The sequence below is a fragment of the Pseudomonas sp. NPDC086251 genome (genome assembly GCF_044746405.1).
Classification (GTDB): domain Bacteria; phylum Pseudomonadota; class Gammaproteobacteria; order Pseudomonadales; family Pseudomonadaceae; genus Aquipseudomonas.
In genome coordinates this window covers 160,678-177,482 of sequence record NZ_JBIVBY010000010.1, presented here as the reverse complement: position 1 = coordinate 177,482, position 16,805 = coordinate 160,678, and the positions used below count along the sequence as shown (strand labels likewise).

The window sequence follows — 16,805 nt, the reverse complement described above, 5'->3', positions numbered from 1 at the left end:
CACTACGAGCGGTTCATCCGCACGACCATGACCCAGAACAACAACTTCACCACCGGCCGTGTCTACGAACACGTCCTGCGTAAAGAGCGCCGTGGTGATTACCTGGGTGCCACCATTCAGGTGATCCCGCACATCACCGACGAAATCAAGCGCCGGATCATCAAGGGCGCCGGCGATGCCGACGTGGCCATGGTCGAGATCGGTGGCACCGTGGGTGACATCGAATCGCAACCGTTCCTCGAAGCCATTCGTCAATTGCGTTTCGAAGTCGGTGCCAAGCGCGCGATGCTGATGCACCTGACACTGGTGCCGTACATCGCCACGGCCGGCGAAACCAAAACCAAGCCTACCCAGCACTCGGTCAAGGAACTGCGTTCCATCGGCCTGCAACCTGACGTGCTGGTGTGCCGCTCCGATCACCCGATCGACATTTCTTCGCGTCGCAAGATCGCCCAGTTCACCAACGTTGAAGAACGTGCGGTGATCGCGCTGGAAGACGCCGACACCATCTACAAGATCCCGGGCATCCTGCACTCCCAGGGCCTGGATGATTTCGTTGTCGAGCGTTTTGGCCTGCAATGCGGCGGTGCCGATCTGTCCGAGTGGGAAGCTGTGGTCGACGCCAAGCTCAACCCCGAGCACGAAGTCACCATCGCCATGGTCGGCAAGTACATGGAACTGCTGGACGCCTACAAGTCGCTGATCGAAGCGATGAGTCACGCCGGCATCAGCAACCGCACCAAGGTCAACCTGCGCTACATCGATTCCGAAGACATCGAAAACCAGGGCACCGCGCTGCTGGAAGGTGTCGACGCGATCCTCGTACCGGGCGGCTTCGGTCTGCGCGGCGTGGAAGGCAAGATCACCGCCGTTCAATACGCTCGCGAAAACAAGGTTCCGTACCTCGGCATCTGCCTGGGCATGCAAGTGGCCGTGATCGAGTTCGCTCGTAACGTGCTGGGCTGGAAAGACGCCAACTCCACCGAGTTCGATCGTGCCAGCGGCCACCCGGTCGTGGGTCTGATCACCGAGTGGGAAGATGCCACCGGCGCCGTCGAAACCCGCACCGAATCGTCCGATCTGGGCGGCACCATGCGCCTCGGCGCCCAGGATTGCCTGCTTGAGCCAGGTTCCCTGGTGCACGATTGCTACGCCAAGGACGTGATCGTCGAGCGTCACCGTCATCGCTACGAAGTGAACAACAACCTGCTGCCGCAAATCATGGAAGCCGGCCTGAAAATCTCCGGTCGCTCCGGTGATGGCGCGCTGGTCGAAGTGGTTGAAGCCCCGGATCATCCATGGTTCGTCGCTTGCCAGTTCCACCCTGAGTTCACGTCGACACCCCGCGACGGTCACCCGTTGTTCAGCGGTTTCGTCAAAGCAGCTTTGGTTCAACACCAGAAGAAGGCGTAATTCCAATGGCGCAGAAGATCATCCGTGTAGGCGACATCGAGATTGCCAACGACAAGCCCATGGTGCTGTTCGGTGGCATGAACGTACTGGAAAGCCGCGACATGGCGATGCAGGTCTGCGAAGAATACGTCAAGGTGACCGAGAAACTCGGTATCCCTTACGTGTTCAAGGCCAGCTTCGACAAGGCCAACCGTTCCTCCGTGACCTCTTACCGGGGCCCCGGCCTGGAAGAGGGCATGCGGATTTTCCAGGACATCAAGCAAGCCTTCGGCGTGCCGATCATCACCGATGTCCACGAGCCTGATCAGGCCGCGGTCGTCGCTGAAGTCTGCGACATCATCCAGTTGCCGGCCTTCCTGTCGCGCCAGACCGACCTTGTGGTCGCGATGGCCAAGACCGGCGCGGTGATCAACATCAAGAAAGCCCAGTTCCTCGCACCACATGAGATGAAACACATCCTGAGCAAATGCGTGGAAGCGGGTAACGATCAGTTGATCCTCTGCGAGCGTGGTTCGAGCTTCGGCTACAACAACCTGGTCGTCGACATGCTCGGCTTCGGCATCATGAAGCAGTTCGAATACCCGGTGTTCTTCGACGTGACCCACGCGCTGCAAATGCCTGGCGGTCGCTCCGATTCCGCCGGTGGTCGTCGCGCCCAGGTGACCGACCTGGCCAAGGCCGGCATGAGCCAGTCCCTGGCCGGTCTGTTCCTCGAAGCCCACCCGGACCCGGACAACGCCAAATGCGACGGCCCATGCGCCTTGCGTCTGGACAAACTGGAGCCATTCCTGGCCCAGCTCAAAGCGTTGGACGAACTGGTGAAGAGTTTTCCGACGGTAGAAACCGCGTAATCCTCGTTTCTCCGGGTAGGAGCCGAGCTTGCTCGCGATGGCGCCCGAGAGAGCGCCGCCAGCGAGCCGGTCTTATGTAACAATGTGACCCACAAGTTATAAATCGATCAGTACGAGCGTTTTCGTCAACTTTGGAGTGTTTACAACAATGGCAAAAATCGTCGACATCAAAGGTCGTGAAGTTCTCGACTCCCGTGGCAACCCCACCGTGGAAGCGGACGTGCTTCTCGATAACGGCATCATCGGCAGTGCTTGCGCGCCGTCCGGTGCTTCCACTGGCTCGCGTGAAGCGCTCGAGCTGCGTGATGGCGACAAGAGCCGTTACCTGGGCAAGGGCGTTCTGAAAGCCGTCGCCAACATCAATGGTCCGATCCGCGACCTGTTGAAAGGCACTGACCCAAGCGACCAGAAAGCGCTGGATCACGCGATGATCAAGCTCGACGGCACTGAAAACAAAGGTTCCCTGGGCGCCAACGCGATCCTCGCCGTTTCCCTGGCTGCGGCCAAGGCAGCAGCACAGGACCAGGACCTGCCGCTGTACGCTCACATCGCCAACCTGAACGGCACTCCGGGTGTTTACTCGATGCCGGTTCCGATGATGAACATCATCAACGGTGGCGAGCACGCCGATAACAACGTCGACATCCAGGAATTCATGGTGCAGCCGGTTGGCGCCAAGTCTTTCTCGGAAGGCCTGCGCATGGGCACCGAGATTTTCCATCACCTCAAAGCTGTGCTGAAGGCCCGTGGCTTGAGCACTGCCGTGGGTGACGAAGGTGGTTTCGCACCGAACCTGGCTTCCAACGAAGACGCGTTGAAAGTGATCTCCGAAGCCGTGGCCAACGCCGGTTACACCCTGGGCACCGACGTGACCCTGGCGCTGGACTGCGCGGCCAGCGAGTTCTACGAAGACGGCAAGTACAACCTGTCCGGCGAAGGCCAGGTGTTCACCGCTGAAGGTTTCGCCGACTACCTGAAAGGTCTGACCGAGCGTTACCCGATCATCTCGATCGAAGACGGTCTGGACGAGTCCGACTGGGCTGGCTGGAAAATCCTCACCGACAAGATCGGCGAGAAAGTCCAACTGGTCGGCGACGACCTGTTCGTGACCAACACCAAGATCCTGAAAGAAGGCATCGATAAAAAGATCGCCAACTCGATCCTGATCAAGTTCAACCAGATCGGCACCCTGACCGAAACCCTGGAAGCCATCCAGATGGCCAAAGCCGCTGGTTACACCGCCGTGATCTCGCACCGCTCCGGCGAAACCGAAGATTCGACCATTGCCGACCTGGCCGTGGGCACCTCGGCTGGCCAGATCAAGACCGGCTCCCTGTGCCGTTCCGATCGCGTTTCCAAGTACAACCAACTGCTGCGTATCGAAGAGCAGTTGAATGGCAAAGCCAAGTACAACGGTCGCAGCGAATTCCGCGGCTGATTGAGTACAGCGATAAAAAGACAAAGGATTGTGTCGGAAAAATCGCAACAGCGACGGTTTTGCCACTAATCTGATGCCTTAAGTGCACAAGCCTGGTTCTTCCAGGCTTCGTGCTATCAGACGCTTCATGTTTTGGCTTGGCTGTTTTTTTCACTGGATACCCGATATTCGATGCGCAGTCCCAATTGGTTGTTCCTCGTTTTGCTCCTGCTGCTGGCTGGCCTGCAGTACCGCCTGTGGGTGGGTAATGGCAGTCTGGCGCAAGTGGCCGAGCTGACTCAGCAGATCGCGGATCAACACGCCGAGAACGAAGGGTTGCTGGAACGCAATCGGGTCATGGACGCCGAAGTCAGTGAGTTGAAAAAAGGCATGGAGACCGTTGAAGAGCGGGCTCGTCATGAGTTGGGCATGGTCAAGGACGGTGAAACCCTTTACCAGTTGGCTCAATGATCCAGTCGTTACCGGCCTTCTGGGCCGTGATTCCTGCCGCGGGCGTCGGTGCCCGTATGGCCGCGGACCGTCCCAAGCAATACTTGCAACTGGGCGGGCGCACTATTCTCGAACACAGCCTCGGCTGTTTCCTTGATCATCCTGCCCTGAAGGGGTTGGTGGTCAGTCTGGCTGTCGATGATCCTTATTGGCCGAACCTGGCGTGTGCTGGCGATTCGCGTATTCAGCGCGTTGACGGCGCCGACGAGCGTTCCGGGTCGGTGCTCAATGCGTTGCTGCATTTGCATGCGCAAGGCGCCGATGATGAGGATTGGGTGTTGGTCCACGACGCCGCGCGGCCGAACCTGAGCCGTGATGATCTGGACAAGTTGCTCAGTGAATTGGCGGATGACCCGGTTGGCGGTCTGCTGGCAGTTCCCGCACGCGATACCCTCAAGCGCATCGACAAGCAGGGTCGTGTCGTCGAAACCGTGGACCGCAGTGTGATCTGGCAGGCTTATACGCCACAGATGTTTCGCCTCGGTGCGTTGCATCGGGCGTTGGCCGACAGCCTGGTGGCTGACGTTGTCATCACCGATGAGGCCTCGGCGATGGAGTGGTCTGGTCAGTCGCCGCGCTTGATTGAGGGGCGATCCGACAACATAAAAGTCACTCGTCCTGAAGACTTGGAGTGGTTGCGGCAGCGTTGGGCTAACCGACGCTGACTGCTGTGGTGTTTGTCAGATTGCTTTCGCGAGCAAGCCCGCTCCCACATTTAACCGAGTACCTCCAGCAAGAATGCAGTCGAATGTGGGAGCGGGCTTGCTCGCGAAAACGGTGGTTCAGTCAGCACAGCTATCGCTGAATATATTGGCAGATCTAACCCCTATATTCTGGCCTTTGCGCCAACCCTTCCTTCAAGTAATCCACCAGTTTTCGCACCTTCGGCGACAAATGCCGCTGCTGTGGATACAGCGCCCAAACAGCCGTGTTCGGTGGTTGATGGGCTTCCAACAGCGAAATCAACGCACCGCTGTTCAAATGCTCCAACACGTAGTAATCCGGTAACTGACACAGCCCAACCCCTTGCAGCGCTGCATCCAGTACCGCTTGCCCACTGTTGCAGCGCCAGTTTCCCTGTACCCGCTGGGAAAACTCTCGCCCGTTCTGTTCCAGTTGCCACATGTCCGAGCTGCCAATCAGGCAATTGTGGCGGCTCAGTTCCGACAAGCTGTGTGGGCGACCGTAGCGTTCCACGTAGGACGGCGATGCGCACAGGTACATGCGCCGTGGCGCCAGGCGTGTCGCCACCAAGCGCGAATCTTGCAGGCGGCCCAGGCGGATCGCCAGGTCCAGGCCCTCATGCACCAGGTCGAGTGGGCGGTTGCTCAGTTCAATGTCGATTCGCAGTTGCGGATAGAGCCCCATGAAGCGCGTCACCAGCGGCACGATAAAGCGCTCGCCATAGGCCACGGCGCAGGTCATGCGCAGCATGCCTTTCGGCTCGCTGGTCAGGTCGCTGACCGCTCGCAGCGCTTCTTCGCGCCCGTCCTGCAACCGTTGGCAATGCTGCAGAAACGTTTGCCCGGCCTCGGTCAGCGTGACCCGACGGGTACTGCGATAGAGCAGGCGGGTTTGCAGGCGCTCTTCCAGGCGTACGATTTGTCGACTGACATGGGAGGACGAAACCCCCAGTCGCTCGGCGGCCGCGGTGAATTGACTGCACTCGGCCACGGCGACGAATTCGTCGATGCCTTCCCAGCGGTTATCGGACATGAAGATTATCCCTGTGCAGCAATAATATTTTGCATTTGTCCCGATTATTCATCGTACAGCTGTGTATTACACTCATTGTCTCGTTTTTATTCACTGGAGAATCAGCATGATCAAGTCGCGCGCCGCCGTTGCCTTCGAGGCCAAGAAACCCCTCGAAATCGTTGAAGTCGATGTGGCCATGCCCAAGGCCGGTGAAGTGTTGTTGCGAGTGGTGGCTTCCGGTGTTTGCCATACCGATGCCTACACCTTGTCCGGTGCTGACCCGGAAGGCATCTTCCCGTCGATCCTCGGTCACGAAGGTGGCGCGGTGGTTGAAGCCATCGGCGAGGGCGTGACGTCCGTTGCAGTCGGTGACCATGTGATCCCGCTGTACACCCCGGAATGCGGCAAGTGCAAGTTCTGCCTGTCGGGCAAAACCAACCTGTGTCAGGCCATTCGTGCGACTCAGGGTAAAGGCCTGATGCCAGACGGCACTTCGCGCTTTTCCTACAAGGGCCAACCCATTTTCCACTACATGGGGACCTCGACGTTTTCCGAGTACACCGTGTTGCCGGAAATCTCCGTCGCCAAGATCCCGAAAGAAGCGCCGCTGGAAAAAGTCTGCCTGTTGGGTTGCGGTGTCACCACCGGCATCGGCGCGGTCATCAACACGGCCAAGGTGAAACCCGGTGATACCGTGGCCATTTTCGGCCTCGGCGGTATCGGTCTGTCAGCCGTCATCGGCGCGGTGAAAGCCAAGGCCGGTCGCATCATCGCCATCGACATCAATCCGGCCAAATTCGAGATCGCCAAGCAACTGGGTGCAACCGACTGTGTGAACCCTAAAGATTTCGATCGTCCGATCCAGGAAGTCATCGTCGACATGACCGATGGCGGCGTCGACTTTTCCTTCGAGTGCATCGGCAACGTGCAATTGATGCGCGCTGCACTTGAGTGCTGCCACAAGGGTTGGGGCGAATCGGTGATCATCGGTGTTGCCGGCGCGGGCCAGGAAATTTCCACCCGTCCGTTCCAGTTGGTGACCGGTCGCGTCTGGCGCGGTTCGGCGTTCGGCGGTGTGCGCGGCCGTACCGAGTTGCCGAGCTACGTCGAAATGGCCCAGACCGGCGAAATCCCGCTGGATACGTTCATCACCCACACCATGGGCCTGGAAGATATCAACAAGGCATTCGACCTGATGCATGAAGGAAAAAGCATCCGTTCCGTCATCCATTTCTGAGGTCGGTCATGAGCCTGGAAAATATCTCCTGCCAGAAAAGCTTCGGCGGCTGGCACAAACGCTATCGCCATCGCTCCGATGTGCTCGGCTGCGACATGGTGTTTGCCGTGTACTTGCCGCCGCAAGCGGAGCAGGGCGGCAAACTGCCAGTGCTGTACTGGCTGTCCGGCCTGACCTGCACTGACGAAAACTTCATGCAAAAGGCCGGCGCCATGCGCATGGCCGCCGAGCTGGGGTTGATCATCGTCGCGCCGGACACCAGCCCGCGCGGTCCCGATGTGCCGGGTGATCCCGATGGCGCCTGGGACTTCGGTCTCGGTGCCGGTTTCTATCTGAATGCCACGCAGGAACCGTGGTCCAGGCACTATCGGATGCATGACTATGTCGTGCAGGAATTGCCGGCATTGGTTGAAGCGCATTTCCCGGCTTCGGACAAGCGCGGCATCAGCGGCCACTCCATGGGCGGCCACGGTGCATTGGTCTGCGCGCTGCGCAATCCGGGACGTTATCTGTCGGTATCGGCGTTCTCGCCGATCAACAACCCAATGGATTGCCCTTGGGGCCAGAAAGCCTTCTCCCGCTACTTGGGTGAGGACCGCTCGAAATGGCGTGAGTGGGATGCTTGTGCCCTGATCGCAGAGGCAGACGAGAAGCTACCGCTACTGGTCGATCAAGGCGATCGTGACGATTTCCTTGCCACACAGCTCAAGCCTGAAGCCTTGCAGCAGGCGGCCAAACTGGCAGCTCATCCGCTAACGTTGCGCCTGCAACCGGGCTACGATCACAGCTATTTCTTCATCGCCAGCTTCATCAGCGACCACTTGCAACATCACGGACGCGCTCTAGGCCTCTAATGCAGGTAGAATCACGCCCTGACAAAAATCGGGGCGTTTTTTTATGCGTATTGGCCACGGCTATGATGTGCACCGTTTCGCTGAAGGCGATTTCATTACTCTGGGCGGCGTGCGGATTGCACACGGCTTCGGACTGCTCGCCCACTCCGACGGTGACGTCCTGCTGCACGCCTTGAGCGATGCCTTGCTCGGCGCTGCCGCGTTGGGTGATATCGGCAAGCACTTCCCGGACACTGACCCAACCTTCAAGGGCGCCGACAGCCGTGTGCTGTTGCGTCACGTCGTTGCACTGATCCATGCCAAAGGCTGGAAGGTCGGCAACGTCGATAACACCATCGTCGCCCAGGCGCCGAAAATGGCCCCGCATATCGAATCGATGCGCGCGCTGATTGCCGCGGATCTTCAAGTTGAGTTGGATCAAGTGAACGTGAAAGCTACCACCACCGAAAAGCTCGGCTTTGTCGGTCGCGAAGAAGGCATCGCCGTGCATTCCGTTGCCTTGTTGCTGCGCGCATGAACGAACTGCAATTGCTCGGCCCGCGGGCCTATGGTGAAGCCCTCGGCACTGCAGCACTCAAAGCGGTGGCGGAAGATTTCCAGGTCGATGAAGTCCTCGATATTCCCCTCAGCGGAGATGGCGAACACCTGTGGATCTGGGTGGAAAAACGCGGCCTGAATACCGAGGAAGCGGCACGGCGAATCGCCAAGGCGGCGGGCGTACCATTGCGCACGGTGAGTTACGCAGGCCTCAAGGATCGTCAGGCGCTGACGCGCCAGTGGTTCAGCGTACAACTGCCGGGCAAGGCGGATCCTGATCTGTCGGCGGCAGAAAACGAAACGCTGAAAGTCCTCAAGACCGGCCGGCATAAACGCAAGCTGCAACGCGGTGCCCACTCGGCCAACGGATTCACGTTGCGCCTGACCCAGTTCGCGGGCGACAAAGCGGCGATCGAAGCGCGTCTGCAACTGATCGCCAAGCAAGGTATCCCCAATTATTTTGGCGCCCAGCGTTTCGGGTTTGACGGCGGCAACGTGGTCGATGCTCGTGCATGGGCGGCGCGCAAGGCTCTGCCGGAGCAGCGCAACGTGCGTTCGCGGCTGCTCTCCACCGCCCGCAGTTTCCTGTTTAACCAAGTGTTGGCGGCGCGTGTGGCGGATGGCAGCTGGCAGCATGCCCAGGTCGGTGATTTGCTGGCCTTCACTGACAGCCGCAGTTTTTTTCCGGCCGGCGAAGCCGAGTGCAGCGACCCGCGCCTGGCGATTCTCGACCTGCATCCGACCGGCCCGCAGTGGGGCGAAGGTGACTCGCCGGCCACGGGCGCTGTCCATGAACTGGAGCAGGCAATCGCCGCTCGCGAAGCAGACCTTCGCGATTGGTTGGTTAACGCCGGTATGAGCCACGAACGTCGCATCCTGCGGCTGCCCATTGGTGGGTTGACGTGGCATTATCCCGAGCCTGACATTCTGCAACTGGAATTCGTCCTCCCGGCCGGATGCTTCGCCACTGTATTAGTGCGCGAACTTGTCGATCTGGTGCCGGTGGGGCAGACGGACAGCCCATGCGTATTCTGATTTCTAACGACGATGGGGTAACCGCACCCGGTCTCGCCGCGCTTTATGCTGCGTTGGCGGATTACACCGAGTGCGTGGTTATCGCCCCGGACCAGGACAAAAGCGGCGCCAGCAGCTCGCTGACGCTCGACCGTCCGTTGCACCCGCAAACGTTGGCCAACGGCTTTATCAGCCTCAATGGCACACCGACCGATTGCGTGCACCTGGGCCTCAACGGTTTGCTGGAACGCGAACCGGACATGGTGGTTTCCGGGATTAACCTGGGCGCCAACCTGGGGGACGATGTGCTGTATTCCGGCACCGTGGCAGCGGCCCTTGAAGGGCGTTTCCTGGCGCGTCCTTCGTTCGCCTTTTCGTTGGTCTCACGACAAGTAGAGAACCTTCCCTCGGCCGCTTACTTTGCGCGCAAACTGGTCGAAGCCCATGCTGACCTTGAGCTCCCACCGCGCACGGTATTGAACGTGAACATTCCCAATTTGCCGCTGGACCATATCCGTGGCATCCAGCTGACCCGCCTCGGGCATCGCGCCCGCGCCGCGGCACCGATGAAAATCGTCGATCCGCGCGGCAAATCCGGTTACTGGATTGCGGCCGCGGGGGACGCCGAAGACGGTGGCCCGGGTACCGATTTCCATGCGGTGATGCAGGGCTATGTTTCAATCACTCCACTACAACTGGATCGCACCTTCAATGATGCCTTCAGAAGTCTCGATGGCTGGCTGGAGGGGCTGCGCTAATGGCTCGTGAACAAGACGATATGCTGCGTCGCGGCATCGGGATGACCTCTCAACGGACCCGCGAGCGCCTCATTCAGCGCCTGTATGAAGAGGGGATTTCCAACGCCAAGGTGCTGGAAGTCATCCGCCGGACACCGCGTCACCTGTTCGTCGACGAGGCGCTGGCTCACCGCGCCTACGAAGACACGGCGCTGCCGATCGGCAACAACCAGACCATCTCCCAGCCTTATATGGTTGCTCGCATGAGCGAGTTGCTGCTGGAGGCCGGTCCTCTGGACAAGGTCATGGAGATCGGCACCGGCTCTGGCTACCAGACCGCCGTGCTGTCGCAATTGGTCGAGCGCGTCTTTTCCGTGGAGCGCATCAAGGTTTTGCAGGATCGGGCCAAGGAACGCCTGGTCGAGTTGAACCTGCGTAACGTGGTGTTCCGCTGGGGCGATGGTTGGGAAGGCTGGCCGGCATTGGCACCGTACAACGGCATTATCGTGACCGCGGTGGCCACCGACGTGCCTCAGGCGTTGCTTGATCAATTGGCGCCGGGAGGCAGGCTGGTGATTCCGGTCGGGTCTGGCGAAGTGCAACAATTGATGCTGATCATTCGCGAGGAGCAAGGCTTTTCCAGGCGTGTCCTGGGGAGTGTGCGCTTCGTGCCATTGCTCAATGGGCCACTGGCCTGAGCATTTGTTTCAACGCGCTGAATTCTCTTCGATTGCCCCTGTCTTACAGCGGCATCGATCAGTTAAACGGGATTTATCGTCAGGCAGCAAACGTGTGCGCGAAGCCATTTCGCTGCATTAAAGGTAAAGCCTGTACGGCCCGTTATACTGGCGTTATTTCTTGCCGGAACTCGGCAATCCACATTTTCAGCCACCACAAAGGGAGCGGCGGGTGAGTCTCACAGTCATTGCGCAGCGAATAGGTATAACGAGCTTTCAGCGCCTGGTGACTGGCCTTGTCTTGAGCACCTTGCTGGTCGGTTGTTCCAGTAACAAATCGAGCGACGTGCGCGTCGTCGATCGCAACAATGCCGTCGCCCAACGTCCGGCAGTGACCACGGGTCAGTACGTCGTTCGGCCGAAAGACACCTTGTTCTCGATCGCCTTTCGCTACGGCTGGGACTACAAAGCCCTCGCCGCACGGAACAACATTCCTACGCCTTACACGATACATCCGGGTCAGACGATTCGCTTTGATGGTCGCACCGGTTCAACGCCGACGACCGTGGCCACAGTGCCAGATTCAACGCCTTCATCGTCGCTGAAAACCACGGTAATTCGACGCCAGCCAAATGGCGCTACCACGAGTACAACGGTGGTTGCACCGTCCGTCGCCAACAAGCCAGCACCCGCTCCGATGCCTCCGGCAGGCCCGGCCCCGACCGGCTGGGGGTGGCCTTCTAATGGCATTCTCATTGGTAAATTCTCTTCAAACGGCAGTTTGAATAAAGGAATTGATATCGCCGGGGATTTGGGACAGCCTGTTTTAGCTGCGTCTGATGGGACGGTGGTATACGCCGGGAGTGGCTTAAGGGGCTACGGCGAATTAGTCATCATCAAACACAGCGATACCTACGTCAGTGCCTACGGACATAACCGCAGGCTGTTGGTTCGGGAGGGGCAGCAGGTCAAGGTCGGACAGACAATTGCCGAAATGGGGTCAACGGGTACAGACCGGGTGAAACTGCATTTTGAGATTCGCCGCCAAGGTAAACCTGTAGATCCGCTGCAATTCCTGCCACGTCGTTGATCGCTTACCAGCCTGTTCCGTCACGTAGAGGGAACAGGCTCCAGCGTTGCCAAGGATAAAGGCGTCGCTTGAGCCTGAGGTCGAACTCACCAAAGGACTATAACAATGGCTCTCAGTAAAGAAGTGCCGGAGTTTGACATCGACGATGAGGTTCTCCTGATGGAGACCGGCATCGGCACGGATTCGATGTCGAATGATGAAGGGGCTGCTCCACCTTCCGTTCGTGCCAAATCCAAACACTCCGCTTCGTTGAAACAACACAAGTACATTGACTACACGCGGGCGCTCGACGCCACGCAGCTGTACCTCAATGAAATCGGCTTTTCCCCTCTGCTGTCCCCCGAAGAAGAAGTTCATTTTGCGCGCTTGTCGCAAAGTGGAGATCCGGCCGGGCGCAAACGCATGATTGAAAGCAACCTGCGGCTGGTAGTGAAAATAGCCCGGCGTTACGTCAATCGTGGGCTGTCGCTGCTGGACCTGATCGAAGAGGGCAACCTCGGGCTGATCCGGGCGGTAGAGAAGTTCGACCCCGAACGTGGCTTCCGCTTTTCGACCTACGCAACCTGGTGGATTCGTCAGACCATCGAGCGCGCAATCATGAATCAGACCCGGACCATCCGGTTGCCGATCCATGTGGTCAAAGAGCTTAACGTGTACCTGCGGGCTGCACGGGAGCTGACGCAAAAACTCGACCATGAACCTTCACCCGAAGAAATCGCCAACCTGCTGGAAAAGCCAGTGGGTGAGGTCAAGCGCATGCTTGGCTTGAACGAACGGGTTTCTTCGGTCGACGTCTCGCTGGGTCCGGATTCGGATAAAACCCTGCTGGACACCCTTACCGACGACCGTCCCACCGATCCATGCGAACTGTTGCAGGATGACGACCTGTCCCAGAGCATCGATCAATGGCTCTCGGAGCTGACCGACAAGCAACGCGAAGTGGTTGTACGCCGCTTCGGCCTGCGCGGTCACGAGAGCAGCACGCTTGAAGATGTAGGCCTGGAAATTGGCCTGACCCGGGAACGGGTCAGACAGATTCAGGTGGAGGGCCTGAAGCGTCTTCGCGAGATTCTCGAGAAGAACGGCCTGTCGAGCGAGTCGCTGTTTCAATAAGCCATTCGCCCAGTAAGCAACAAAAGCCTCGACTGGTTCGGGGCTTTTTGTTGTCTGGAGGTTGGGAGGTGAATCCCTCGGGTTTGTAGTCTCGCGCTGTAAGTCTTTGCTTACTCTTTCGTAAGTGTTCGTTATTTTTACAGGGTGGCAGTCGTCCATGTTCTTTCGGCGGACAAATTATCTATTTGATTAACATGCTTATTTTTTTAGATTAACAGCATATGACAGGCCGTTTTTGCGCTGGGGAGCCATTGCTCTCGGCCGGGAACTCTCTAGTATCCGGGTTGTGTCGACGGACAGACACGCCCTTCAAGGATGAGGGGAATGGACATCGCAGGAAGCGATTCATCAGGACGATGAAAAGGAACACAGGGAATAGGGAAAAATGTGGGCGGGTCAAACCGCCCCTTTTTTTTGCCTGCTGGAAAGTCAAAAGATCTTTGAAAACAAAAAAGGCCCTTGTGGGGCCTTTTTCCTGGAGCGCGCGGGTAATCAGCGTTCGAGGTCTTTGATCTTGCCTTTGACGCCATCCCACTCTTCGGCATCGGGCATCGATTCTTTCTTCTCGGTGATGTTCGGCCAGATTTCCGCCAGCTCAACGTTCAGCTGAATGAATTCCTGCATCTCTTCCGGGACTTCATCTTCAGAGAAGATGGCCACGGCAGGGCATTCTGGTTCGCACAGTGCGCAGTCGATGCACTCATCCGGGTGAATCACCAGGAAGTTCGGGCCTTCGTAAAAGCAGTCCACCGGACAGACTTCTACGCAGTCGGTGTACTTGCACTTGATGCAGTTGTCGGTGACGACGAAGGTCATTTCTACTTTTCTCCTCAGGCGGCGGCAGCGGAGCCCCTTCAGGACGGGGTCGCCAGGTTCGGGAGCGATAGTCTGCAGGCCAGGCTATTAGCCTGCAGCATCCCAAACCGCGCGAGATTCTAACAGCTTGCAGGCAAGTGCGTTAGATCCGTGTCTTTAATGTATAGAGCATTTCCAAAGCCCTGCGTGGCGTCAGGTCATCCAGGTCGAGCTTGGCCAGTTCATCCAGCACGGGATGCGGCAGGCTGGCGAACATGTCGCTCTGCTGCGGCGCGGCCGGTTTGCCCTTGGTCGGCTTTGGCACTTCATGAGGCAAGGCGGTGGCTTCCAGCCGGCCCAGGTGCTCACGGGCGCGCACGATCACTTCAGTGGGCACGCCGGCCAGCTGCGCAACCGCCAAGCCGTAGCTCTGGCTGGCAGGCCCCGGCAGCACGTGGTGCAGGAACACGATGCGCTCGTTGTGCTCGGTGGCGTTGAGGTGGACGTTGGCCACCAGCGGCTGGGCTTCCGGCAGTACCGTCAGCTCAAAGTAGTGGGTGGCGAACAGCGTGTAGGCGCGCAGCGCCGCCAGGCGTTCGGCCGCCGCCCACGCCAGGGACAGGCCGTCGAAGGTGCTGGTGCCGCGTCCGACTTCGTCCATCAGTACCAGGCTGCGCTCGGTGGCGTTGTGCAGAATATTCGCGGTCTCGCTCATTTCAACCATGAAGGTCGAGCGCCCGCCCGCCAGGTCATCGCTGGAACCGATCCGGGTAAAGATCCGGTCCACCAGCGACAGTTCGCAACTGGCCGCCGGCACAAAGCTACCAATGTGCGCCAGCAACACAATCAACGCGGTCTGGCGCATGTAGGTGGATTTACCGCCCATGTTCGGACCGGTGATCACCAGCATGCGCGTATTGTCGTCGAGGTTCAGGTCGTTGGCCACGAACGGCGTGGTCAGCACTTGCTCGACCACCGGGTGACGACCCTGGGTGATGCGCATGCACGGCTCGTCGACGAAACGCGGGCAGTTGAGGTCGAGGTTCAGCGCACGCTCGGCGAGGTTGCTCAGCACGTCCAGTTCGGCCAGTGCGGCGGCTGTGTCCTGCAGCGGTGGCAACTGCGCGATCAGGTCTTCGAGCAGCGCTTCGTACAGCATTTTCTCGCGGGCCAGGGCGCGGCTCTTCGCCGACAGCGCCTTGTCCTCGAACGCTTTGAGTTCCGGCGTAATAAAGCGCTCGGCACCTTTGAGGGTCTGACGGCGGATGTAATCGGCGGGTGCCGATTCGGCCTGCTTGCTCGGCAACTCGATGAAGTAACCGTGAATGCGGTTGTAGCCGACCTTCAGGTGCGACAGGCCGGTGCGGGCCTTCTCGCGCGCTTCGAGGTCGATCAGGAACTGGCCGGCGTTTTCGCTGAGCGATTGCAGGTCGTCGAGTTCGCTGTCGTAACCGGTTTTCAACACGCCGCCGTCACGGATGACCGCGGGCGGGTTGTCGATGATGGCTTTTTCCAGCAACGCCGCCAGTTCCGGGTAGGTGCTGGTGGTGTTCGCCAATTGAATGATGTGCGGCGCTTCCAGCTCGGTCATCGCGACTTGCAGTTCTGGCAGCGCGCCGAGGGCGTCGCGCAGGCGAGCGAGGTCACGAGGACGGGCATTGCGCAGGCCGATCCGCGCCAGAATCCGCTCGATGTCACCGATTTCCTTGAGCTGCGGTTGCAGTTTTTCGAAACGGTAGCCGTCGAGCAGGCAGGTGATCGAGGTCTGACGCGCCAGCAATACTGTCAGATCGCGCAGCGGGCGATTCAGCCAACGGGTCAGCAGGCGGCTGCCCATGGCGGTCTGGCAACGGTCGACCACCGATTGCAGGGTGTTATCGCGACCGCCGGCCAGGTTGGTGTCCAGTTCCAGGTTGCGACGGCTCGCGCCGTCCAGCACCACGGTGTCATCCAGGCGTTCATGCCGCAGGCTGCGCAAGTGCGGCAGGGCGGTGCGCTGGGTTTCTTTGGCGTAGCTCAGCAGGCAACCGGCGGCGCCGATGGCCAGGGTCAGGTTCTCGCAGCCGAAACCTTTCAGGTCCTGGGTCGAGAATTGCTGGCAGAGACTTTTCAGCGCCGAGTCGCGCTCGAAATCCCACGGCGCACGGCGACGAACCCCGCGACGCTTCTCCGCCGGCAAATCCTTCGGCCAGTCGTCCGGGATCATCAGCTCCACCGGATTGACCCGCTCCAGTTCCGCCAGCAGGTTTTCCCAACCCTTGATTTCCAGCACGGTGAAGTTGCCACTGGTGATGTCCAGCACGGCCAGGCCGAACAGGCGTTCGTCACCCAGCACCGCAGCAATCAGGTTATCCCGACGCTCATCCAGCAAGGCTTCATCACTGACCGTACCCGGCGTGATGATCCGCACCACCTGACGATCTACCGGTCCTTTGCTGGTCGCCGGGTCGCCGACCTGCTCGCAGATCACCACCGACTCGCCGAGCTTCACCAGTTTCGCCAGGTAGCCTTCCGCGGCGTGGTAAGGAATCCCACACATCGGAATCGCCTGACCGGCCGACTGCCCACGGGCAGTCAGGGTGATGTCCAGCAACTTGGCGGCCTTCTTCGCGTCTTCATAGAAGATCTCGTAGAAGTCACCCATGCGATAGAACATCAGCTGGTCAGGGTGCTGGTTCTTCAGGCGCCAGTACTGCTGCATCATAGGCGTGTGAGAGGACAGATCGGAGAGTGCTTTATTCATCGGGTATCAGGCAAATTCGTTGAAAGGTGTAGGGCAAAGGAGGGACGTTGGCCCGGCTTTTCCGCGATGGGCGCAAGGTTAACATGGCCGGTCCACCCGACGCAGGCATGAAAGCCGCG

The 16,805-nt window shown here is 59.2% G+C and carries 16 protein-coding genes; 13 read left to right on the top strand and 3 right to left on the bottom strand.

Annotated elements, in window-relative coordinates; genetic code table 11:
- From ACIPL2_RS14535 to ispD, 5 genes are all read left to right on the top strand, one after another.
- Window positions 1-1,413, top strand: a 1,413-nt coding sequence (locus tag ACIPL2_RS14535) for a CTP synthase (RefSeq protein WP_401357400.1), incomplete at its 5' end; no start/stop codon positions are given.
- A gap of 5 nt (window positions 1,414-1,418) precedes the next feature.
- Window positions 1,419-2,264: a 3-deoxy-8-phosphooctulonate synthase gene (gene kdsA, locus ACIPL2_RS14530; RefSeq protein WP_007949350.1), complete on the top strand. Its 846-nt coding sequence runs from the start codon at window positions 1,419-1,421 to the stop codon at window positions 2,262-2,264.
- A gap of 148 nt (window positions 2,265-2,412) precedes the next feature.
- The gene (eno, locus tag ACIPL2_RS14525; protein WP_059407824.1) at window positions 2,413-3,702 is read left to right on the top strand and encodes a phosphopyruvate hydratase; all 1,290 of its coding nucleotides are present in this window, start codon (window positions 2,413-2,415) and stop codon (window positions 3,700-3,702) included.
- Window positions 3,703-3,873: 171 nt separating this feature from the next.
- Complete coding sequence (ftsB, locus tag ACIPL2_RS14520) at window positions 3,874-4,152, top strand: cell division protein FtsB (RefSeq protein WP_008028992.1); 279 nt, start codon at window positions 3,874-3,876, stop codon at window positions 4,150-4,152.
- Window positions 4,149-4,856 carry a 2-C-methyl-D-erythritol 4-phosphate cytidylyltransferase gene (gene ispD, locus ACIPL2_RS14515; protein WP_401357396.1) on the top strand — a complete coding sequence of 236 codons (708 nt, stop codon included), beginning with the start codon at window positions 4,149-4,151 and terminating at the stop codon, window positions 4,854-4,856. The genes ftsB and ispD overlap by 4 nt, the downstream gene beginning before the upstream one ends.
- Before the next feature lie 154 nt (window positions 4,857-5,010).
- On the opposite strand, the gene ACIPL2_RS14510 is transcribed toward ispD, so the two are convergent.
- On the bottom strand, window positions 5,011-5,907 hold the full coding sequence (locus ACIPL2_RS14510; RefSeq protein WP_401357394.1) for a LysR substrate-binding domain-containing protein: 897 nt from the start codon (window positions 5,905-5,907) through the stop codon (window positions 5,011-5,013).
- 106 nt (window positions 5,908-6,013) lie between these two features.
- On the opposite strand from ACIPL2_RS14510, the gene ACIPL2_RS14505 reads away from it, so the two are divergent.
- From ACIPL2_RS14505 to rpoS, 8 genes are all read left to right on the top strand, one after another.
- Window positions 6,014-7,126 carry an S-(hydroxymethyl)glutathione dehydrogenase/class III alcohol dehydrogenase gene (locus ACIPL2_RS14505; protein WP_059407829.1) on the top strand — a complete coding sequence of 371 codons (1,113 nt, stop codon included), beginning with the start codon at window positions 6,014-6,016 and terminating at the stop codon, window positions 7,124-7,126.
- An 8-nt stretch (window positions 7,127-7,134) separates the two neighbouring features.
- On the top strand, window positions 7,135-7,980 hold the full coding sequence (fghA, locus tag ACIPL2_RS14500; protein WP_401357391.1) for an S-formylglutathione hydrolase: 846 nt from the start codon (window positions 7,135-7,137) through the stop codon (window positions 7,978-7,980).
- Between the two features lie 43 nt (window positions 7,981-8,023).
- Complete coding sequence (ispF, locus tag ACIPL2_RS14495; RefSeq protein ID WP_010462780.1) at window positions 8,024-8,497, top strand: 2-C-methyl-D-erythritol 2,4-cyclodiphosphate synthase; 474 nt, start codon at window positions 8,024-8,026, stop codon at window positions 8,495-8,497.
- A complete protein-coding gene (gene truD, locus ACIPL2_RS14490) occupies window positions 8,494-9,552 on the top strand; it encodes a tRNA pseudouridine(13) synthase TruD (RefSeq protein ID WP_401357387.1) in 1,059 nt (352 codons plus the stop codon). The genes ispF and truD overlap by 4 nt, the downstream gene beginning before the upstream one ends.
- Window positions 9,540-10,289 carry a 5'/3'-nucleotidase SurE gene (gene surE / locus ACIPL2_RS14485; RefSeq protein WP_401357385.1) on the top strand — a complete coding sequence of 250 codons (750 nt, stop codon included), beginning with the start codon at window positions 9,540-9,542 and terminating at the stop codon, window positions 10,287-10,289. The genes truD and surE overlap by 13 nt, the downstream gene beginning before the upstream one ends.
- Before the next feature lie 41 nt (window positions 10,290-10,330).
- Window positions 10,331-10,966, top strand: a complete 636-nt coding sequence (locus ACIPL2_RS14480) for a protein-L-isoaspartate(D-aspartate) O-methyltransferase (protein ID WP_177333699.1) — start codon at window positions 10,331-10,333, stop codon at window positions 10,964-10,966.
- Window positions 10,967-11,177: 211 nt separating this feature from the next.
- Window positions 11,178-12,035, top strand: a complete 858-nt coding sequence (locus ACIPL2_RS14475; protein ID WP_401357382.1) for a peptidoglycan DD-metalloendopeptidase family protein — start codon at window positions 11,178-11,180, stop codon at window positions 12,033-12,035.
- Between the two features lie 105 nt (window positions 12,036-12,140).
- A complete protein-coding gene (rpoS, locus tag ACIPL2_RS14470; protein ID WP_059407844.1) occupies window positions 12,141-13,148 on the top strand; it encodes an RNA polymerase sigma factor RpoS in 1,008 nt (335 codons plus the stop codon).
- Between the two features lie 492 nt (window positions 13,149-13,640).
- On the opposite strand, the gene fdxA is transcribed toward rpoS, so the two are convergent.
- Window positions 13,641-13,964, bottom strand: coding sequence for a ferredoxin FdxA (fdxA, locus tag ACIPL2_RS14465; RefSeq protein WP_054047139.1), 324 nt, complete (start codon window positions 13,962-13,964; stop codon window positions 13,641-13,643).
- A 142-nt stretch (window positions 13,965-14,106) separates the two neighbouring features.
- Entirely contained in the window at window positions 14,107-16,686 is a 2,580-nt protein-coding gene (gene mutS, locus ACIPL2_RS14460) for a DNA mismatch repair protein MutS (RefSeq protein WP_401357378.1), read from the bottom strand.
- Window positions 16,687-16,805: the final 119 nt, after the last annotated feature.